The organism is Streptomyces sp. DSM 41931, from assembly GCF_050271085.1.
Taxonomy (GTDB): Bacteria; Actinomycetota; Actinomycetes; order Streptomycetales; family Streptomycetaceae; genus Streptomyces; species Streptomyces albogriseolus.
Genome location: NZ_CP189902.1, coordinates 1218077 through 1238438 on the forward strand (window position 1 = coordinate 1218077; position 20362 = coordinate 1238438).

Consider the following 20362-nt stretch of genomic DNA (forward strand, 5'->3'; position numbering starts at 1 on the left):
CGGCCGCGGGCCGGCGGGTGGCCGGGGCGGCGCCCGCCACCGGGGCCGTGCAGCCGCCCGCGGCGGGGAGGGGACGGGGTGGGGGTGGGCGCCCGCAGCGGCTGGCGCGTCCACGCCCTGAACCTCTCCAGCACGCACTCTCGCGCCAGACCGAGGACGACCACCCCCACCGCGGCCCCGCACCACCACCCCACCCCAGGCGCCACCTCAACCCCCACCGGACAGGACACTGCGCCGCAGGCGTCAGCCCCCAGCCCCCACCGGCGGTTACTCCACGTCCCCGCCGGACTCCGTCTTGTCCGAGCCGCCCGAGCCGCCCGAGCCGCCCGCCGCCTCCAGGAGGCGAACCAGCTGTCGCCCCTCGATCCGCTTGAACTTCCGCTTCTGCGGCCGCGTCCGGTCCAGCACCGCCACCTCCAGCCGCTCCGCGGGAATCTCCCGCTCGCTGCCGTTCGTGTCCCGCGACAACGCCTGGACCGCCAGCTTCAACGCCTCCGCCAGCGTCATCCCGTCCCGGTGCCGCTGGTCGAGGTACCCGCTGATCTGCTCCGCGTTACCCCCCACCGCCACCGAGCCGTGCTCGTCCACGATCGACCCGTCGTGCGGCAGCCGGTAGATCTGGTCCTGCTCCGGGGTCTCCCCGACCTCGGCCACCACCAGCTCCACCTCGTACGGCTTCTCCCCCACGCTGGAGAAGATCGTGCCGAGCGTCTGCGCGTACACGTTCGCCAGACCCCGCGCGGTGACGTCACCGCGGTCGTAGGTGTAACCCCGCAGATCGGCGTACCGCACCCCACCGATCCGCAGATTCTCGTACTCGTTGTACTTGCCGGCCGCGGCGAACCCGATCCGGTCGTAGATCTCGCTGAACTTGTGCAGCGCACGGGACGGGTTCTCACCGACGAACACGATCCCGTCGGCGTACTGCAGCACGACCAGGCTGCGGCCACGGGCGATGCCCTTGCGGGCGTACTCCGCCCGGTCCGCCATCGCCTGCTGAGGTGAGACATAGAACGGCGTCGACACCGGTTACCCGTCCCTTTCTGTCGAAGTCACTGGACCACCCTGAACTACAGCAACGAGGCCCGCGGGCCGTCCGGCTGCTCCAGCCTGCGCTCCAGCACGGACCGGGCGATGTCGGACGACTCGTCCTCGGAGAGCCGGCGGTAGCCGTCCTCGGTGATCACGGTGACGATCGGATAGATCCGGCGGGCGACATCGGGACCACCGGTCGCCGAGTCGTCGTCTGCCGCGTCGTACAGCGCCTGCACCACCAGCGTGGTGGCCTCGGCCTCGCTCAGATCCTCACGGAACAGCTTCTTCATCGCACCGCGCGCGAAGATCGACCCGGACCCGGTCGCGGCGAACCCGTGCTCCTCGGACCGCCCGCCGGTGACGTCGTAGGAGAAGATGCGCCCCTTCTCCCGGTCCACGTCGTACCCGGCGAACAGGGGCACCACCGCCAGGCCCTGCATGGCCATGCCCAGGTTCGAGCGGATCATCGTCGACAGCCGGTTCGCCTTGCCCTCCAGCGACAGCTGCGCGCCCTCGACCTTCTCGAAGTGCTCGAGCTCGAGCTGGAACAGCTTGACCATCTCCACGGCCAGACCCGCCGTGCCGGCGATGCCGACCGCCGAGTACTCGTCGGCCGGGAACACCTTCTCGATGTCCCGCTGCGCGATCACGTTCCCCATGGTGGCCCGCCGGTCACCGGCGAGGACCACACCGCCGGGGAAAGTGACGGCCACGATGGTCGTGCCGTGCGGCGCCTCGATCACGCCCTGCACGGGCGGCAACGTCCTCCTGCCCGGCAGCAGCTCCGGCTGGTGCTCGGAGAGGAAGTCCATGAAGGAGGAGGAGCCCGGCGTCAGGAAGGCAGCCGGCAGACGCCCGGTGCCAGAAGTATTGGCTTCCACGAAGTTCCTTCCAGGTAGGCAGCTGCCCGACGAACAGCGTCGGGATCATCTCCCAACTTGCCGATGGCCGAATTGCAGTTGAAGCACATTACGCCACGGACCCTACCCGCCCCACAGCAATGATCCACATTTCCGGCACCAGCTTCTGGAACGGCCCGCCGCACGCCTCGGAGCCGGGCGGACGCCGCCCGCGGCCGGTCACAGGACCGGCCGCGGACAGCGCCCTCTCCGTACCGTTCACCGCTGACCGCGGTGACTGCCGAACCGGCGAAGCCGGTGAGGCTACTCGCCGCCCTTCTGCACGAAGGACCGCACGAAGTCCTCGGCATTGGCCTCGAGCACGTCGTCGATCTCGTCCAGGACGTCGTCCACGTCGTCGCTGAGCTTCTCGTGACGCTCCTTGAGGTCCTCCGAAGCCTGCGCCTCTGCCGCCTGCTCCTCGACCTCCTCGGTGGACCGCGTGGCCTTCTGCTGTCCGCCGCCGGTGTCCCTGGTCGCCATCACCCTCACCCCGCTCGGTTCGCCCGACACAGTTGCTCGGTCAAGATCAGACCCTACAAGCCGGGTCCGACAATGCCCCCGCAGTTGCTCCAACGTACGGGGACCACCTCGATGATTCCCGGACGGGCGGCTTTCCACCCCGTCCGGCCGGTCCTCCCGGGTACCCGCAGGTGCCCGGGCGGGCGCGGATCACCCGCTCACCCGCCGGAAAGCACCCTGACCAGGTCTTCCGCCGTCCGGCAGCGGTCCAGGAGCGCCTTGACGTGATTACGCGTTCCGCGAAGCGGTTCCAGGGTTGGGACCCGCTGCAGCGAGTCCCGGCCCGGCAGATCGAAGATCACCGAGTCCCAGGAGGCCGCCGCGACGTCGTCCGCGTACTGCTCCAGGCACCGCCCGCGGAAGTAGGCGCGGGTGTCCTCCGGAGGCGCCGTGCGGGCCCGCTCGACCTCGGCCTCGTCGAGCAGCCGCTTCATCCGTCCGCGGGCCACCAGACGGTTGTAGAGGCCCTTCTCGGGACGCACGTCGGCGTACTGAAGGTCGACCAAGTGCAGCCGGGCCGCGTCCCAGTCGAGGCCGTCCCGGCGCCGGTATCCCTCCATGAGCTCCCGCTTGGCAACCCAGTCCAACTCGCCGGCGAGGCTCATCGGGTCGTTCTCCAGCCGTGTGAGCGTGTCCTCCCAGCGGGCGAGGACGTCCTTGGTCTGCTCGTCGGCATCGTCCCCGAAGCGCTCCTCGACGTACTTGCGGCCGAGCTCGTAGTACTCCATCTGGAGCTGCACGGCGGTCAGGGTCCGCCCGCTGCGCAGCGTGACGAGGTGCTTCAGGGACGGGTCGTGCGACACCTGGTGCAGGGTCCGGACCGGCTGGTCGACGGCCAGGTCCACCGCGATGAACCCGTCCTCGATCATGGACAGCACCAGCGCCGTCGTGCCGAGCTTGAGATAGGTCGAGATCTCGGAAAGGTTCGCGTCGCCGATGATCACATGCAGCCGCCGGTACTTCTCGGCGTCCGCGTGCGGCTCGTCGCGCGTGTTGATGATGGGGCGCTTCAGCGTGGTCTCGAGGCCGACCTCGACCTCGAAGTAGTCCGCCCGCTGACTGATCTGGAAGCCGTGCTCGTGGCCGTCCTGGCCGATGCCGACCCGGCCGGCGCCGGTGAAGACCTGCCGGGAGACGAAGAACGGCGTCAGATGGCGCACGATGTCCGAGAAGGGGGTCTCCCGCTTCATCAGGTAGTTCTCGTGCGTGCCGTAGGACGCGCCCTTGTTGTCGGTGTTGTTCTTGTACAGGTGGATCGGCTGGGCGCCCGGCAGCTGCGCGGCCCGCTCCGCCGCCTCCGCCATGATCCGCTCGCCGGCCTTGTCCCACAGCACGGCGTCCCGCGGGTTGGTCACCTCGGGAGCGCTGTACTCCGGATGGGCGTGGTCGACGTAGAGCCGTGCGCCGTTGGTCAGGATGACGTTGGCCAGGCCGATGTCCTCGTCGGTGAGCTGGCTGGTGTCGGCGGCCTCGCGGGCGAGGTCGAACCCTCGCGCGTCCCGCAGCGGATTCTCCTCCTCGAAGTCCCAGCGGGCCCGGCGGGCCCGGTGCATCGCCGCCGCGTAGGCGTTCACGATCTGGGACGAGGTGAGCATGGCATTGGCGTTGGGGTGACCGGGGACGGAGATTCCGTACTCCGTCTCGATGCCCATTACTCGCCGTACGGTCATGCGGCCCTCCTTGCCCGGCGGCGTCCCCGGTCGGGGGCGCCGCAGTACCGCTGGCGCTCCGGTGCGTGTGCGGTGCCCGTCCCCGCACTGCGCGACTCGGCGGTACGGAAGAGCCTAGAACGCCTTTGCGCTGGTGGGGAGATCATTTGCGTCATTGCTGTGCTCCAGCCGTGGCACCGGAAAGCAGTGGGCTGCGGGTACCCGTGGTGGGCACCCGCAGCCACCCTCGCTTTTACAGGTACTGTCCGGTGTTCGCCACCGTGTCGATGGAGCGTCCGGTGTCCGCGCCCTGCTTTCCGGTGATGAGGGTGCGGATGTAAACAATCCGCTCGCCCTTCTTTCCGGAGATCCGGGCCCAGTCGTCCGGGTTGGTGGTGTTGGGCAGGTCCTCGTTCTCCTTGAACTCGTCCACGCAGGCCTGGAGCAGGTGGGAGACGCGGAGGCCCTTCTGATTCTTCTCGAGGAAGTCCTTGATCGCCATCTTCTTGGCCCGGCCCACGATGTTCTCGATCATGGCGCCGGAATTGAAGTCCTTGAAGTACAGGACTTCCTTGTCGCCGTTGGCGTAGGTGACTTCCAGGAAGCGGTTCTCCTCGGATTCCGCGTACATCTGTTCCACGGCGGTCTGGATCATGCTCTGGACCGTCATGGCCTTGTCGCTGCCGTGCTCGGCGAGGTCGTCGGCGTGCAGCGGGAGGCGCTCGGTGAGGTACTTGCCGAAGATGTCCTTGGCCGCCTCGGCGTCCGGACGCTCGATCTTGATCTTCACGTCCAGCCGGCCGGGGCGCAGGATGGCCGGATCGATCATGTCCTCACGGTTGGAGGCGCCGATCACGACCACGTTCTGCAGACCCTCGACGCCGTCGATCTCGGCGAGCAGCTGCGGGACGATGGTGTTCTCCACGTCCGAACTGACGCCGGATCCGCGGGTGCGGAAGAGGGACTCCATCTCGTCGAAGAAGACGATGACGGGGGTGCCCTCGCTGGCCTTCTCCCGGGCCCGCTGGAAGACCAGGCGGATCTGCCGCTCGGTCTCACCGACGTACTTGTTCAGCAGCTCGGGGCCCTTGATGTTGAGGAAGAAGCTCTTGCCTGCGGCCTGACCGGTGACCTCGGCGACCTTCTTGGCCAGCGAGTTCGCCACGGCCTTGGCGATGAGCGTCTTGCCGCAACCGGGGGGCCCGTAGAGCAGCACGCCCTTGGGCGGCCGCAGCTCGTGCTCCTTGAACAGGTCCGGGTAGAGGTACGGCAGCTCGACCGCGTCGCGGATGGCCTCGATCTGGTTGCCGAGGCCGCCGATCTGCTCGTAGCCGATGTCGGGGACTTCCTCGAGGACGAGCTCCTCGACCTCGCTCTTGGGCACGACCTCGTAGACGTACCCGGAGCGGGGCTCCAGGAGCAGGGCGTCACCGGCGCGGATGGTGACGTCCAGCAGCGGCTCGGCGAGCCGCACCACCCGTTCCTCGTCGGTGTGGCCCAGGACCAGGGCCCGCTCTCCGTCCTCGAGGATCTCCTTGAGGGTGACGATCTCGCCGACGCGCTCGAACTCCATGGCCTCGACCACGTTGAGCGCTTCGTTGAGCATCACTTCCTGGCCGCGCCGGAGCTCCTCCAGCTCGACGTTCGGGCTGACGTTCACCCGCAGCTTGCGGCCGCCGGTGAAGATGTCGGCCGTGCCGTCCTCGTTCGCCGTGAGGAAGACACCGAAGCCGGCCGGGGGCTGGGCGAGCCGGTCGACCTCCTCCTTGAGGGCCACGATCTGGTCGCGGGCCTCACGGAGGGTGCTCGCCAGCCGTTCGTTCTGGGCGGACACGCCGGCCAGGTTGGTCTGCAGCTCGACGATCCGCTCTTCGAGAATTCTCGTGTGCCGCGGAGAGTCGGCGAGCTTGCGTCGCAGGACGGCGATCTCCTGCTCAAGGTAGGCGATCTGCCCGGCCGGGTCGTCGGACCCGCGTCCCGGGCGGATGCCGCGGTTCATGTCGTCGTCGTGGGCTGCCACGGTCCTCACCTCCTCCAAGGGGAGCTGGACGCTTCCAGACCCTACCTGGGCGGGTGTCGATTGAAACCCCTAGATCACAAAGACGGTCGGGGTGTGTCCGATCTTCACCCTTGCGCTCTCCCTCACGCCAGGGGAATACCCATCGAGAATGATCGGAACCCAGTCGGCGTTAGGGTCGACGTGTTCAACACCCGTCAGAGCTGGCCGGATTCCCGCACGGCTCGGCGAACCCAACGGCAGGAGAGACGATCGTGCAGCAGGAGGCCGCAACCGGCGCCGAGGCCCTGGAGGTCTGGATCGACCAGGATCTGTGTACCGGCGACGGCATCTGCGCCCAGTACGCGCCCGAGGTGTTCGAGCTGGACATCGACGGCCTGGCGTACGTGAAGAACGAGCAGGACGAGCTGCTTCAGGACAAGGGCGCGGCAACGCCCGTCCCGCTGCCGCTCCTCACGGACGTCGTCGACTCCGCGAAGGAGTGCCCCGGCGAGTGCATCCACGTCCGACGCGTTTCGGACAGCGTCGAGGTGTACGGACCCGACGCCGGGTGACCGTCGTCGCACGGCGGGTCACGTCTGTCTGATGCCTCACACGCCGGGGAGCACGCGATCGGCGCGCGCCCGCGTGCGGGTCACACGCTCCGCGCGTCGGACGGCGCGGACCGCACGAACGCGCCGTTCTCCCAGCGCCACTTCACCGTCTCGCGCACGTCGGGACAGCAACGGGGCACGTCGGTGGAGGAGTAGCCGAGCAGCGTGGCGACGACCTCCCCGCCGCGTACGGTGAAGTCCTCGACGTTGGTGCGGTCCTCGGGGTCGACGAGGGTGGCCACCACGCGCGGCTCCGCGCCGGAGGCCTGGGTGAGCACGTAGACGCCGTCGGGCGGAGTGCCCATCGGGGCGTCGCAGTGGACCGCGGCCACCGTCTCGGGGCGGCCGTCGCCGTCGAGGTCGCCGGACGCCTGCTTCTTCACCACCAGCTTCACGGGACCGCAGTCGAGCGGGAACCGCACGTCGGTCGGGTCCGGCGGCAGCGCCTGCGCCGGGGCGTTCTTCGTGTGCGGGGCGCCCGGCGCGGCGGCGGTCGCGTGGTCGGGCTGCAGGACGGAGGAGAGCGCCACGACACCGGCGACGGCCGTGGCGGTGGCGACCCAGTGGATGGGCCGGGCGTGCGTGTGGGCGAGTTCCGGAACGGCGGAAGACTGCACGAGGAGTGTCTCCTGTGAGGGCTGTGCCGGTGGGGGTGGCCAGCATCGTGCCACACGTCACAGGACGGAGGGAACGGCGGGGTCCGCAGTCGTCGCGCGGAGCTGCCACAAGGGGCAGGTGCGGGCCCGGACCCCAAAGCGTCGGCGCCGTGGCGCAGTTCCCTCCGCGGTACGGGAACTGCGCCACGGCGCCGGAGCGTTGTAGGGGTGCGGTCCGCGTCAGCGGCCGGTGCCTCCGTCGGCGTTGGGGCCGGAGTAGTCCTCGCCGTAGGCGCCCTTGGCCGGGCGGCGCCGGCGCATGGGCGGCTCGACGCCGTCGGCGAGCCGGCGGGCGGTGAGCAGGAAGCCGGTGTGGCCGATCATCCGGTGGTCGGGGCGGACGGCCAGGCCCTCGATGTGCCAGTTGCGGATCATCGTCTCCCAGGCGGTCGGCTCGTTGAAGCAGCCGATCTCCCGGATGGACTCGACGGTCCGGGCGAGCTGGGTGGTGGTGGCCACGTAGCAGCAGAGGATGCCGCCGGGGACGAGCGCCTTGGAGACGGCCTCCAGGCACTCCCAGGGGGCGAGCATGTCGAGGATGACGCGGTCGACGTCCGTGTCGGACAGGTTGTCCTGGAGGTCGCCCACGGTGAGCTGCCAGGCGGGGTGCGGGCCGCCGAAGTAGCGCTCGACGTTCTGCCGGGCGATGTCGGCGAAGTCCTCGCGGCGCTCGTAGGAGTGCAGCATGCCCTGGTCGCCGATGGCGCGCAGCAGGAAGCTGCTGAGCGAGCCGGAGCCCACGCCGGCCTCGACGACGCGCGCGCCGGGGAAGATGTCGGCGAAGGCGAGGATCTGCCCCGCGTCCTTCGGGTAGACGACGGCTGCCCCTCGGGGCATGGACAGGACGTAGTCGGGGAGCAGGGGGCGCAGCGCGAGATAGGCGACGTTCCCGGTGGTGCGGACCACGCTGCCCTCGGGAGCGCCGATCAGTTCGTCGTGGGGGAAGGAACCCTTGTGGGTGTGGAAGTTCTTCCCGGCCTCGAGCGTGAACGTGTAGTGGCGGCCCTTGGGGTCGGTCAGCTGTACCTGGTCCCCGACCTTGAAGGGCCCGCGCCTGCGGGCGGCACCGGTCGGTTCGGACATGTGACCAGCCTACCGGTCCCCGGAGGGCCCGCCGACCACGGACGGCGGCCGGGACGGCGGGTCAGGAGGGGCGCGCCATGGCCTTCACGAAGGCCCGCTCCACGTCGGCGGCGGACAGCACGCCGTAGATCTCGCCGGTCTCCTCGACCACCAGGTACTCGGTGGCGGGCGTCGCGCGCAGCGCGTCCAGCAGCTCCTCCCCGGCCAGTTCCGCGGAGACGCGCATGCCGTCGGTGATGTCCTGGGCGAGGGTGCCGGCCGGCACCCAGGGGCGCCGGTGCTCCGGCACACCGACGATCGCGGCCTCGCGGACCAGGGAGACCGGCACGCCGTCGGCGTCGACGACGACCAGGGCGCGGGCGCCTGCCGCGTTGGCCCGGCGCAGCGCCTCGGAAAGCGGGGTGTCGCTCTCCACGGGGACCGCGCGGCGGGTAAGGGTGCGGGCCCGCAGCTCGGGCAGGTGCTCGCGCAGGCGGGCCATGCGCAGGCTGTTCCCGGCGCCGGTCCAGATGATCGCGGCGAGGATCGCGGCGAGCAGGGCGTCCAGGACGGTGTCCATGCCGACGTTGTCCACGGCGTCGGAGCCGAGCGCCCCGGACTGGGTGAGCAGCGGCAGCCCGATCAGCACGCAGACGGCGAGGGCGCGGCCCACCCAGGCGGCGGCGACGGTGCCGGTCATGGGTTTGCCGGTGATCGCCCAGACGACCGCGCGGAGCATCCGGCCGCCGTCCAGCGGCAGGCCGGGCAGCAGGTTGAAGGCGGCCACGATGAGGTTGGACACCATCAGTCCGGCCAGCAGCACGCCGGGCACGCTGCTCGGGTCGACCGCGAGCAGGCCGAGGTAGAACAGCCCGGCCAGCACCAGGGAGAGCAGCGGGCCGACGAACGCCAGCACGAACTCTCTGCCGGGCGTCTCGGCCTCCTTCTCGATCTCGGAGACGCCGCCGAAGAACTGGAGCTGGATGCGGCGCACCGGGAGCTTGAAGCGGAGGGCGGCGAGGGTGTGGGCGAGCTCGTGCACCAGCACGGAGGCGTAGAAGGCCACCGCGAAGAACAGGGAGACCAGGTAGCTGGCCGCGCCCAGCTCGGGCAGGACGCGGTCGATCTGGCCGCCGAACACCCAGGTGATGAGGATCGCGACGAGGAACCAGCTGGGCGCGACGTAGACGGGCACGCCGAAGGGGCGGCCCATCAGCAGTCCGCCGCGGCGCCGCTCCTCGGGGCGTTGCGGAGCTTGTCCCTTGCCGCTGCCGGAGTGGGCGAACGGGTGGTCGGGGTGCTCGGGCCGCCCGGCGGGGGCGCGAGCGGGGCGGTCCGCCGGGGGTTCGGGGTGCTCCGGAACGCGGTCCCGGCCGTGCGCGGGGGCGCCGCGGTCCGGGGCGCCGTGGTCCGGGGCGGCGCCGGTGTCCTGCGGCGTTCCGCTCTCGGGGGCCGGGGCACCGGCGTCGGGCGTGGGGCCCTCGGGCCGGGCGTCCTTCGCGTCGGCGGGCGTCGGAGCGGAGGGAGCCGTGGGAGCGTCGCCGGTGCCGCCGGGGGCCGGGGCCTCGGGGCCGGTGTGCTCGGCCGACTCGTCGTTGCCGGGCCGCGGCTGTCCGCGCCCGCCGCTTACGTCCACCGGTGTCCCCTCGTTCGCTGCGTCTCCCGCGCCTGCCGGACGGGAGGGTCCTGGGTCGATGGTATGCGGCGTTCGCCGCCCCTTCCGCCCCGCACCCCTGTCTCTACCCCCTCGTTCCCCTTCCTCCCCACGCTCCCCCGTCGCGCACTCCCCGCCCGCGTGCCCCGGGGCTCTGTCCACAGGGTCACCGCGATGTCGGCGGCGGGCCGTAAGGTCTGTGGTCATGGAGACGAGCACCGAGGGCGCGACGCGGCCCGACATCAGCCCGGCCGGGTCCGGCGAGGCCGTGGACACGGTCGTGGTGGCCGGTCCCCCCGCCGCGCCGCCCGCCTCGCTGTCCCCGTCCCGTGCGAGTGACTTCATGCAGTGCCCGCTGCTGTACCGGTTCCGGGTGATCGACCGGCTGCCGGAGAAGCCGAGCGAGGCGGCGACCCGGGGCACGCTGGTGCACGCGGTGCTTGAGCGGCTGTTCGACGCCCCGGCCGCCGACCGCACCGTGCCGCGCGCGAAGTCGCTGGTCCCCGGCCAGTGGGACCGGCTGCGCGAGAGCAGACCGGAGGTCGCGGAGCTGTTCGCGGACGACCCGGAGGGCGAGCGGCTGGCGCGCTGGCTGACGGAGGCCGAGGCGCTGGTCGAGCGGTGGTTCACGCTGGAGGACCCGAGCCGGCTGGAGCCCGCCGAGCGGGAGCTGTTCGTGGAGGCGGAGCTGGACTCCGGGCTGCGGCTGCGCGGCATCATCGACCGGGTGGACGTGGCGCCCACCGGCGAGGTGCGGATCGTCGACTACAAGACGGGCAAGGCGCCCCGCCCGGAGTACGCCGAGGGCGCGCTGTTCCAGATGAAGTTCTACGCCCTGGTGGTGTGGCGCCTGAAGAAGGTGATCCCGCGCCGGCTCCAGCTGGTGTACCTGGGCAGCGGGGACGTGCTGACCTACGACCCGGTGCTCGCCGATCTGGAGCGGGTGGAGCGCAAGCTGCTCGCGCTGTGGGAGGCGATCCGGCAGGCGACCGAGACGGGCGACTGGCGGCCCCGCCCGACGAAGCTGTGCGGCTGGTGCGACCACCAGGCGCACTGCCCGGAGTTCGGCGGCACTCCCCCGCCCTACCCCCTGCCCTTGAGGGCGCCCGAGTCCGGCGCGGCCGAGCAGGGCAGAATGGGGCCGGACTAGCGAAGGAGACTTACGTGGCCATCCGCGTCCTACTGGTCGACGACCAGCCGCTGCTGCGCACCGGATTCCGGATGATCCTGGAGGCCGAGCAGGACCTCGCGGTCGTCGGCGAGGCCGGGGACGGCCTCCAGGCCCTGGACCAGGTGCGGGCGCTGCAGCCCGACGTGGTGCTCATGGACATCCGTATGCCGCGGATGGACGGGGTGGAGGCCACCCGCCAGATCACCGGCCCCGAGCGGAACGGCCCGGCGAAGGTGCTGGTGCTGACGACGTTCGATCTCGACGAGTACGTGGTGGAGGCGCTGAAGGCGGGGGCCAGCGGCTTCCTCCTGAAGGACGCCCCGGCCAACGAGCTGGTGCAGGCGATCCGCGTGGTGGCCGCCGGGGAGGCGATGCTCGCGCCGAGCATCACGCGCCGGCTGCTGGACAAGTACGCCACGCATCTGCCGTCCGGCGAGGAGCCCGTGCCGGACACGCTGCACACGCTGACCGACCGCGAGGTCGAGGTGCTGAAGCTGGTGGCGCGCGGGCTGTCCAACGCGGAGATCGCCGCCGACCTGTTCGTCAGCGAGACCACCGTGAAGACGCACGTCGGTCATGTGCTGACCAAGCTGGGGCTGCGCGACCGCGTGCAGGCCGCGGTGTACGCGTACGAGAGCGGGCTGGTGCGCCCCGGCGCCCAGTAGCGCGTCCGTCGTCCGCATACGGACGTGGGGGCGCCCTCCTGGCCGGGAGGGCGCCCCCACGTTCGTGTGTGCGGCGGGTCAGCTGCTCTTGCTCAGCTCCCAGAACCGGAACACGGTGGACGCGTCGAGGCAGTACTCCAGTCCGTAGACGCCGTCCTGGACGACCGCGTACTGCTTGCCCTGCCAGATGGGCAGCAGCGGGACGTCCTCGGCGACCTGGTCCTGGATCGCACCGAACTCCTTGTCGGTGGCGCCGCGGTCGCTCTCGGCGGCGGTGCGCGGCAGGAGCGTCTCGGTGATCTCGCCCGCGTCGTAGTTGTTGTCGAGGACGTTGCCCTCGCCGAAGAACGGACCCGTGAAGTTGTCGGCGTCCGGGTAGTCCGGCACCCAGCCCTTCACGTAGACGCCGTACTTGCCGGCCGCGACGTCCTTCTCGTACTGGGCAAACTCGACCGACTTCACGTCGGCGTCGAACAGCCCGCTGGCGTTGAGCTGCTTGGCGATCGCCTCGAGCTGCTGGTCGGTGGCCGGGCCGTAACGGTCCGGGGTGGACCAGAGGGTCAGCTCCACCTTCCCGGTGATGCCCTCCTCCTTCAGCGCGGCCTTGGCCTTGGCCTTGGAGGGGCGGGCGCCGTAGGTGTCGAAGAAGGCCGTGTTGTGGCCGGCCACACCGGCCGGGATGATCGAGTACAGCGGGGTGGCCGTGCCCTCGTACACGTCGTGCATCAGGGCGTCGCGGTCGATCAGGTACGCCATGGCCTTGCGGACGCCGAGCCGGCCGGCGACCGGGTCGTCCATGTTGAAGACCAGGTGCTGCACCTCGGCGCTGCTGCCCTCGACGACCTCGATGCCGCCGTTGCCGCGGTCGGCCTCCTCGATCTCGTTGATGGCCCGGGCGGTGAGACCGCGGTAGGCGATGTCGACCTCGCCCTTCTCCAGGGCCTTCTTCAGACCGTCCTGGTCGCCGTGGAAGAACTGCAGCGTCACACCGGAGTTCTGCGGCTCGGCCGAGCCGCTGTAGTGCTCGTTGACGGAGAACACGGCCTTGTTGTCGTCGAACGAGTCCAGCTTGTACGGGCCGGAGCCGACCGCCTTGCCGTCCTCACGCAGACCGTTCGCGTCGTACGCGCGGTGGTTGACGATGGAGCCGGCGCCGGAGGCGATCTTGCTGGGGAAGGTGGCGTCGGCCGTGTTCAGCCGGAAGACGACCGTCTTCTCGTCCGGCGTCTCCACCTTCTCCAGGGTCGGGAACATGACCGCGGGACCGTCGGGGTCGTCGATCTTCAGCATGCGGTCGAAGGAGAACTTCACGTCCTCGGAGGTGAGCGGGTCACCGTTGCTGAACTTCAGTCCGTCCCGCAGCGTGCAGGTGTAGACCCGGGTGGCGGTGTCGGAGAACGCGCAGCTCTGCGCGGCGTCCGGCTGCGGCTCGGTACCGCCTTTGGGGAAGCCGAGCAGCGACTGGAACACGTTGTTGAACAGCAGCCAGGATCCGGGGTCGTAGCCGGAGGCGGGGTCGGTGGCCAGGACGTCGTCGGACATACCGACGACGATCTTGGAGCCGTTCGACGCCGCTTCCCCGTCCTCGGAGCCGCAGCCGGTCAGCAGGCCGGAGGCCAGCACGGCCACGAGGGGCAGTGCCGGCCACTGGGTGCGCAGGTTCACGAGTGATGCCTTGTCGTTTCCATCGGGTCCGGACCGAGCCACCGGATCCCGGCGTACGGATGCGTCAGTCGCTGACGCCGCGTCCGAGCTCCCACAGCTGGAGCGTGGAGGAGGAGTTGAGCGCGTAGGCGGTGCCGGTGATGTCGTCACGGGCGGCGAGGTACTGCTTGCCCTGCCACAGCGGCAGCACGGGGACGTCGTCGGCGACGATGTTCTGGATCTCCGTGAAGCTCTTCAAGGCGTTGAGGCGGTCGGCCTGGCGGCGCGACTCGGGGATGAGGTCCTTGCGGACCTCGGTGTTGACGTAGGGCGAGTTGAGGAAGTTGTCCTCGTCCAGGAAGGGCGCGACGAAGGCGTCGGCGTCCGGGTAGTCCGGGAACCAGCCCATGCCGTAGACGTCGTACTTGCCCTTCTGGCCGGCCGGGCGGAACTTGTCCCAGGAGGTGCCCTTGATGTCCGTGCGGAACAGGCCGGTTTCGTTGAGCTGCTTGCTGAGCTGCTCGAACTCCGTCTTGGTGGCCGGACCGTAGTGGTCGGTCGTGTAGTGGAGCGTGAGCTTCACCGGCGTGTCGATGCCGGCTTCCTCGAGCAGCTCGCGGGCCTTGCCCACGTTCGGGTCGCCGTACGTGTTGAAGAACGCGTTGGAGTGGCCGGTGACGCCGGCGGGCACCAGCGAGAACAGCGGCTCGGCCTGGCTGCCGTAGACCTTGGCGACGAGCTCGTCGCGGTTGATCACCTGGGCCATCGCCTGGCGGACGGCCTTGTCCTTCACCGACTCGGCCTTGGTGTTGAAGGCCAGGTAGCGGATCTCCAGACCGGGGGACTCCACCAGCTCGACGTCGCCGTCGGCGGCGTTGGCCAGCCGCTGGATCTGCTCCGGCGACATGCTGCGGGACATGACGTCGATGTCGCCGTCCTCGAGCGCGTCGCCCATGGCGTCGGCGCTGTCGTAGGCGACGAGTTCGACCTTGTCGTTGTTGACCTGGAGCGCGCCCTTGTACGACGGGTTCTTGGTGAAGGTGGCGCGGACCAGGGCGCCGTCCTTGACCTCGGTCTCCATGGTGTACGGGCCGGAGCCGTCGACGTCGAAGCCCTCGCGGAGCTTCTTCTGGGCGTAGTCGTCCTTGTTGACGATGCCCGCGACCGGGGTGGACAGCTTGTACGGGAAGGTGGCGTCGGCCGCCTTGAGGTGGAAGATCACCTCGCGGTCGCCCTGCGTCTCGATGGTGTCGATGGTGGACAGCAGGGCGAAGACACCGCTGTCACCCTTGAGGGAGAGGGCGCGGTCGATGGAGTACTTCACGTCCTGCGCGGTGATCGGGTCGCCGTTCGAGAACTTGAGGCCGTCGCGCAGGGTGCAGCTGTAGCGCTCGTTGCCGGCGTCGGTGAAGCCGCAGGACTCGGCCGCCTCGGGCACGGGTTCGCCGTCACCGCGGGGCTGCACCATGAGGGTCTGGACGGTCTGCCGCAGGATGTTCCAGGTGCCGACGTCGTAGGCCCAGGCGGGGTCGAGGGGGGCGAGCCCTTCTTCCTCGGATGCGGTGAACCGGTCCGTGGTGCCCACGACGATCGCGTCGCCGTCGCCGCTGCCGCTCTCGGTGTCACCACAGGCGGCGAGCACCGGCGCGAGCAGGCCCATCGCGGCCGCCAGCACCAAAGTCTTGCGGTTCATGCTCGAGTTTCTCCAGGACGTTGTCGACTCCGTGCCGTCCGCGCGCGCAGGGGTCGGCGCGGCGGAGGACAGGGAGGGGTGTGGTTCTCGCGACGACATTAGTCCGCGTCCGCAGGAGGGTTCGCAGCCCCCGGAGTTGGGGCCTCATCACGCAGTGGAACCAGGTGTGAACGGACCGACAGGGATGACAGGGGAAGGATTAGTGCAGCTTCCCACCAATCGGGACACATGGGCGCGCCGGTGATCTCCTGAATCGGGCGGGATGCACGCCCGGACATCGTTGTCGACCCGTGTGAATGTGGTGAAGATCACATGTGAAAGGGGCTTCGGTGACTCTGCACATTCGGCCACCCGCGGCCGGAAACGCATGCGGACGGCTCGGACGGAACGGCCCCTGGACGGAGCGCCGCGCATGCCGGTTCCGACGGCGGTGCACACCGCGTGAACGGTCAGCGCAGGTCTGTCATCAGACCTCGCAGGAACGGCAGGTCCACGACGTCGAGCGACGGGACGACCGTGCGCCGGGCGGCGGGGGTGATCGGGCCCACCGAGGGCACCGCGACGACCTGGCAGCCGGCGGCCTCGGCGGCGGTGACGCCGGTGACCGTGTCCTCGACGACCGCGCAGCGCACGGGGTCGGCGCCGAGTCCGACGGCCGCCGCGAGGTAGGGGTCGGGGTGCGGCTTGGTGCGCGGCACCTCGTCACCGGCGACGGACAGGGCGAAGTACTCGGCGCCCAGGACGGGCAGCACCCGGTCGATGATGCGCCGGTGGGAGGCGGAGACGAGCGCAGTCGGGATCTCGTGCTCGGCCAGCTCGTCGAGCAGGCGCGCGGCGCCCGGCATCAGCGGCAGGGCGTGGTCGATGCGGCTCTCGAAGGCGTCGTTGAGCAGGACCGTGAGCTCGTCGAGGCCGATGTCGGCCCCGGTCGCCTCGATCAGGAATCCCGCGCTGCGGGTCATGGGGCCGCCGACCACCACATGGCGCCAGGCGTCGTCGAGGGTGTGGCCGAGGGAGCTGAAGACCTCCACCTCGACGTCCCACCAGAAGCCCTCGGTGTCCACCAGGGTGCCGTCCATGTCGAGGAGCACGGCCTGGAGAGCCGAGCCTTGGGCCGTCAGGGTTCCGAGTGCGGGGACCGTACTGGTCATCCACCAACCTCCTGTAGGGACGATCAGGCCGGTTCCCCAGGGGGAACCGGCCTGCAGTGGACCGACCAGTATACGTCGGGTGCGCCGGACGTGCCTGGTGCGGCGGCCGGGGCGGCGGCGGCACGGGCCCGGCGGGCGTCGCCGGACCGGCTCAGCGGGCGTTGAAGTACTTCGCCTCCGGGTGGTGGATCACGATGGCGTCGGTGGACTGCTCGGGGTGGAGCTGGAACTCCTCGGAGAGCTGTACGCCGATGCGTTCCGGCTGGAGCAGGTCCGCGATCTTCGCGCGGTCCTCCAGGTCGGGGCAGGCGCCGTAGCCGAGGGAGAAGCGCGCGCCCCGGTACTTCAGGGCGAACATGTCCTCCATGGCGTCCGGGTCCTCGCCCCCGAAGCCGAGCTCGGACCGCACGCGGGCGTGCCAGTACTCGGCGAGGGCCTCGGCGAGCTGGACGGACAGGCCGTGCAGCTCCAGGTACTCGCGGTAGGCGTTGGCCTCGAAGAGCCGGGCGGTCTCCTCGCCGATGCGGGAGCCGACGGTGACGACCTGGAACCCGACGACGTCCGTCTCGCCGGACTCCTCCGGGCGGAAGAAGTCGGCCAGGCACAGACGACGGCCGCGGCGCTGGCGCGGGAAGGTGAAGCGGGTGCGCTCGTTGCCCTCCTCGTCCAGGATGATCAGGTCGTCGTCCTTGGAGACGCACGGGAAGTAGCCGTAGACCACGGCCGCCTCCAGCAGGTTCTCCGTCTGGAGCCGGTCCAGCAGACCGCGCAGCCGCGGCCGGCCCTCGGTCTCCACCAGTTCCTCGTAGGTGGGGCCGTCGCCGGTGCGGGCCTGCTTCAGACCCCACTGGCCCTTGAACAGCGCGCCCTCGTCGAGCCAGGAGGCGTATTCCTTGAGCTGGATGCCCTTGACGACGCGGGTGCCCCGGAACGGCGGGGTGGGGACCGGGTTGTCGGTGGCGACGTCGGAGCGGACGCTGCCTTCCTGCGGGCGCTCCTCGATCTCCACGGTCGTCGCGCGGACCCGGCGCTGTTTCAGCTCGGGCAGCGTGGCGCCGGGGACGCCGCGTTTGATGCCGATGAGGGCGTCCATCAGGCGCAGGCCCTCGAACGCGTCGCGGGCGTAGCGGACCTCGCCCTGGTAGATCTCGTGCAGGTCCTGTTCGACGTAGGCGCGGGTGAGGGCGGCGCCGCCGAGGATGACCGGGTAGTCGGCGGCCAGGCCGCGCTGGTTGAGCTCCTCCAGGTTCTCCTTCATGATCACCGTGGACTTCACCAGCAGACCCGACATGCCGATCACGTCGGCCTTGTGCTCGTCCGCGGCCTCCAGGATCGCCGACACCGGCTGCTTGATGCCGAGGTTGACCACGTTGTAGCCGTTGTTCGACAGGATGATGTCGACCAGGTTCTTGCCGATGTCGTGCACGTCCCCGCGCACCGTGGCCAGCACGATCGTGCCCTTGCCGGCCTCGTCGGTCTTCTCCATGTGCGGCTCCAGATGAGCCACCGCGCTCTTCATCACCTCGGCCGACTGCAGCACGAACGGCAGCTGCATCTGCCCCGACCCGAACAGCTCACCGACCACCTTCATCCCGTCCAGCAAGGTGTCGTTGACGATGTCCAGCGCCCTGCGCGTCTCAAGCGCCTCGTCCAGATCGGCCTCCAGGCCGTTCTTCTCGCCGTCGATGATGCGGCGCTTGAGGCGCTCCTCCAGCGGCAGCGCGGCCAGCTCCTCCGCCTTGCCCGCCTTCAGCGACTTCGCCGTCGCCCCCTCGAACAGCTGCATGAGCTTCTGCAGCGGGTCGTAGCCCTCCGAGCGGCGGTCGTAGATCAGGTCCAGGGCGGTGGTCACTTCCTCCTCACTGAACCGCGCGATCGGAAGGATCTTCGACGCGTGCACGATCGCCGAGTCCAGGCCCGCCTTCACGCACTCGTCCAGGAAGACACTGTTCAGCAGGATGCGGGCCGCCGGGTTCAGGCCGAAGGAAATGTTCGACAGACCCAACGTGGTCTGCACGTCCGGATGGCGGCGCTTCAGCTCACGGATGCCCTCGATCGTGGCCAGGCCGTCCTTGCGGGACTCCTCCTGGCCGGTGCAGATCGTGAACGTCAGACAGTCCACGAGGATGTCCTCCTCGCGGATGCCCCAGTTCCCGGTCAGATCCGCGATCAGGCGCTCGGCGATCTCGACCTTCTTCTGGGCCGTGCGCGCCTGCCCCTCCTCGTCGATGGTCAGCGCGATCAGCGCCGCACCGTGCTCCCGCGCCAGCTCCGTCACCCGGGCGAAGCGCGACTCGGGGCCGTCGCCGTCCTCGTAGTTCACCGAGTTGATCACCGCGCGGCCGCCGAGCTTCTCCAGCCCGGCGCGGATCACGTCGACCTCGGTGGAGTCCAGCACGATCGGCAGCGTCGAGGCGGTCGCGAACCGGCCCGCCAGCTCCCGCATGTCCGCCGCACCGTCACGGCCCACGTAGTCGACGCACAGGTCCAGCATGTGCGCGCCCTCGCGGATCTGCTCCCGCGCCATCTCCACGCAGTCGTCCCAGCGGCCCTCCAGCATCGCCTCACGGAACTTCTTCGACCCGTTGGCGTTCGTGCGCTCACCGATCGCCAGGTACGAGGTGTCCTGCCGGAACGGCACGCTCTGGTAGAGGGACGCCGCACCCGGCTCGGGCCGCGGGTCGCGCTCCACCGGGGCCAGCTCCCGCACCCGCTCGACCAGCCGCCGCAGATGCTCCGGAGTGGTGCCGCAGCAGCCGCCCACCAGCGACAGCCCGTACTCCCGCACGAACGTCTCCTGCGCATCCGCCAGCTCCGGCGGGGTCAGCGGGTAGTGGGCGCCGTCCTTGGTCAGCTCGGGCAGACCGGCGTTCGGCATGCACGACAGCCGGACGCGGGAGTGGCGCGCCAGGTAGCGCAGGTGCTCGCTCATCTCCGCGGGGCCGGTCGCACAGTTCAGGCCGATCATGTCGATGCCCAGCGGCTCCAGCGCGGTCAGGGCCGCACCGATCTCCGAGCCGAGCAGCATCGTGCCGGTGGTCTCCACCGTCACCGACACGATCAGCGGGACCTCGAGGCCGACGGCCTCCATGGCGCGGCGGGCGGCGATGACGGACGCCTTGGTCTGCAGCAGGTCCTGCGTGGTCTCCACGAGCAGCGCGTCGGCGCCGCCGGCGAGCAGGCCCTCCGCGTTCTGCTGGTAGGCGTCGCGGATGGCGCCGAACGTGGTGTGGCCGAGGGTGGGCAGCTTGGTGCCCGGGCCCATGGAGCCCAGCACCCAGCGCGGCCGGCCGTCCCGGCCGGTGAACTCGTCCGCCGTCTCGCGGGCGATGCGGGCGCCCGCCTCGGACAGTTCGAGCACGCGCTCGGCGATGTCGTATTCGCCCAATGCGGTGAGGTTGGCGCCGAACGTGTTCGTCTCGACGCAGTCGACGCCCGCGTCGAAGTACTCGGCATGGACCGAACGGACGATGTCGGGGCGGGTGACGTTCAGGATCTCGTTGCAGCCCTCGAGGTTCTGGAAGTCCTCGAGCGTGGGGTCCTGGGCCTGGAGCATCGTGCCCATGGCTCCGTCGGCCACCACCACACGGGTGGCCAGGGCCTCACGGAGTGCGGACACACGGGTCCGGCTGTCGGCGGAAGGGGTCAGCGGCAACGAGGCCATGAAAGGGGCTCCCTCAGGTGCGACGGCTGTCGGCTTTGCGGCTGCCCGGAAAAGTCACCTGTTCGAGCTTCCCCGGCAGGGCGCACGCCGTCAGGGTATCCGGGACCGCCCCCTGGCGTCGGGAGCGTCCACGGGCCGGACGAAGATGGCCGACGGGCGACGGTCGGGGCGGGAGAGACCCGGCCGATCATGACCGACCATTAGCGAAGGGTCGGCATCGACCGGTAGTGTTCGGCATTGCCGAACAGCGGCAGCGACGTCGCGAGTCGGCGCTCGAAGGGGACGGA

General features: G+C 70.1%; 15 protein-coding genes and 1 pseudogene. 3 read left to right on the forward strand and 13 right to left on the reverse strand.

Features of this window, described 5'->3' with window-relative positions:
- Positions 1 to 267: 267 nt before the first annotated feature.
- The 6 genes and pseudogenes from prcA to arc all read right to left on the reverse strand — a co-directional run bounded on the left by prcA (position 268) and on the right by arc (position 6125).
- Positions 268 to 1026, reverse strand: coding sequence for a proteasome subunit alpha (prcA, locus tag ACP7TJ_RS05860; protein ID WP_167742559.1), 759 nt, complete (start codon positions 1024 to 1026; stop codon positions 268 to 270).
- Positions 1027 to 1070: 44 nt separating this feature from the next.
- Entirely contained in the window at positions 1071 to 1916 is an 846-nt protein-coding gene (gene prcB / locus ACP7TJ_RS05865; RefSeq protein ID WP_093765793.1) for a proteasome subunit beta, read from the reverse strand.
- Positions 1868 to 2062, reverse strand: a pseudogene (locus ACP7TJ_RS05870) (endonuclease domain-containing protein); the annotation flags it as partial. The gene prcB and the pseudogene ACP7TJ_RS05870, both read right to left, overlap by 49 nt.
- 136 nt (positions 2063 to 2198) lie before the next feature.
- Positions 2199 to 2417 carry a ubiquitin-like protein Pup gene (locus ACP7TJ_RS05875; protein WP_427762358.1) on the reverse strand — a complete coding sequence of 73 codons (219 nt, stop codon included), beginning with the start codon at positions 2415 to 2417 and terminating at the stop codon, positions 2199 to 2201.
- 197 nt (positions 2418 to 2614) lie between these two features.
- Positions 2615 to 4126: a depupylase/deamidase Dop gene (gene dop / locus ACP7TJ_RS05880; protein ID WP_167742558.1), complete on the reverse strand. Its 1512-nt coding sequence runs from the start codon at positions 4124 to 4126 to the stop codon at positions 2615 to 2617.
- 232 nt (positions 4127 to 4358) lie between these two features.
- A complete protein-coding gene (arc, locus tag ACP7TJ_RS05885; RefSeq protein WP_093765790.1) occupies positions 4359 to 6125 on the reverse strand; it encodes a proteasome ATPase in 1767 nt (588 codons plus the stop codon).
- Positions 6126 to 6376: 251 nt separating this feature from the next.
- Between arc and ACP7TJ_RS05890 the strand changes: the two genes are divergently transcribed.
- Positions 6377 to 6676, forward strand: a complete 300-nt coding sequence (locus ACP7TJ_RS05890; RefSeq protein ID WP_093765789.1) for a ferredoxin — start codon at positions 6377 to 6379, stop codon at positions 6674 to 6676.
- 80 nt (positions 6677 to 6756) lie between these two features.
- Here the strand turns inward: ACP7TJ_RS05890 and ACP7TJ_RS05895 are convergent, their stop codons facing one another.
- From ACP7TJ_RS05895 to ACP7TJ_RS05905, 3 genes are all read right to left on the reverse strand, one after another.
- Positions 6757 to 7332 carry a hypothetical protein gene (locus ACP7TJ_RS05895; protein ID WP_367488477.1) on the reverse strand — a complete coding sequence of 192 codons (576 nt, stop codon included), beginning with the start codon at positions 7330 to 7332 and terminating at the stop codon, positions 6757 to 6759.
- A 219-nt stretch (positions 7333 to 7551) separates the two neighbouring features.
- Positions 7552 to 8454, reverse strand: coding sequence for a tRNA (adenine-N1)-methyltransferase (locus ACP7TJ_RS05900; protein WP_019522703.1), 903 nt, complete (start codon positions 8452 to 8454; stop codon positions 7552 to 7554).
- Between the two features lie 61 nt (positions 8455 to 8515).
- Positions 8516 to 10069 carry a site-2 protease family protein gene (locus ACP7TJ_RS05905; protein ID WP_427762361.1) on the reverse strand — a complete coding sequence of 518 codons (1554 nt, stop codon included), beginning with the start codon at positions 10067 to 10069 and terminating at the stop codon, positions 8516 to 8518.
- A gap of 223 nt (positions 10070 to 10292) precedes the next feature.
- Between ACP7TJ_RS05905 and ACP7TJ_RS05910 the strand changes: the two genes are divergently transcribed.
- Entirely contained in the window at positions 10293 to 11237 is a 945-nt protein-coding gene (locus tag ACP7TJ_RS05910) for a RecB family exonuclease (RefSeq protein WP_093765786.1), read from the forward strand.
- Between the two features lie 14 nt (positions 11238 to 11251).
- Positions 11252 to 11923 (forward strand): response regulator, encoded by a 672-nt coding sequence (locus ACP7TJ_RS05915; protein ID WP_024885186.1) that lies wholly within the window; start codon positions 11252 to 11254, stop codon positions 11921 to 11923.
- 78 nt (positions 11924 to 12001) lie between these two features.
- Here the strand turns inward: ACP7TJ_RS05915 and ACP7TJ_RS05920 are convergent, their stop codons facing one another.
- From ACP7TJ_RS05920 to metH, 4 genes are all read right to left on the reverse strand, one after another.
- Complete coding sequence (locus ACP7TJ_RS05920) at positions 12002 to 13588, reverse strand: ABC transporter substrate-binding protein (RefSeq protein ID WP_387622555.1); 1587 nt, start codon at positions 13586 to 13588, stop codon at positions 12002 to 12004.
- A gap of 64 nt (positions 13589 to 13652) precedes the next feature.
- Positions 13653 to 15260, reverse strand: a complete 1608-nt coding sequence (locus ACP7TJ_RS05925) for an ABC transporter substrate-binding protein (RefSeq protein ID WP_387792018.1) — start codon at positions 15258 to 15260, stop codon at positions 13653 to 13655.
- A 449-nt stretch (positions 15261 to 15709) separates the two neighbouring features.
- Complete coding sequence (locus tag ACP7TJ_RS05930; RefSeq protein WP_093765782.1) at positions 15710 to 16411, reverse strand: HAD family hydrolase; 702 nt, start codon at positions 16409 to 16411, stop codon at positions 15710 to 15712.
- A 151-nt stretch (positions 16412 to 16562) separates the two neighbouring features.
- Entirely contained in the window at positions 16563 to 20075 is a 3513-nt protein-coding gene (gene metH, locus ACP7TJ_RS05935) for a methionine synthase (RefSeq protein ID WP_427762365.1), read from the reverse strand.
- Between the last annotated feature and the right edge of the window lie 287 nt (positions 20076 to 20362).

Excerpts from the sequence above, each read along its gene's own strand:
- ACP7TJ_RS05875 (WP_427762358.1), bottom strand. The coding sequence starts at position 2,417 with ATGGCGACCAGGGACACCGGCGGCGGACAGCAGAAGGCCACGCGGTCC.
- dop (WP_167742558.1), bottom strand. The coding sequence starts at position 4,126 with ATGACCGTACGGCGAGTAATGGGCATCGAGACGGAGTACGGAATCTCC.
- ACP7TJ_RS05900 (WP_019522703.1), bottom strand. The coding sequence starts at position 8,454 with ATGTCCGAACCGACCGGTGCCGCCCGCAGGCGCGGGCCCTTCAAGGTC.
- metH (WP_427762365.1), bottom strand. The coding sequence starts at position 20,075 with ATGGCCTCGTTGCCGCTGACCCCTTCCGCCGACAGCCGGACCCGTGTG.
- ACP7TJ_RS05910 (WP_093765786.1), top strand. The coding sequence starts at position 10,293 with ATGGAGACGAGCACCGAGGGCGCGACGCGGCCCGACATCAGCCCGGCC.
- ACP7TJ_RS05930 (WP_093765782.1), bottom strand. The coding sequence starts at position 16,411 with ATGACCAGTACGGTCCCCGCACTCGGAACCCTGACGGCCCAAGGCTCG.
- ACP7TJ_RS05925 (WP_387792018.1), bottom strand. The coding sequence starts at position 15,260 with ATGAACCGCAAGACTTTGGTGCTGGCGGCCGCGATGGGCCTGCTCGCG.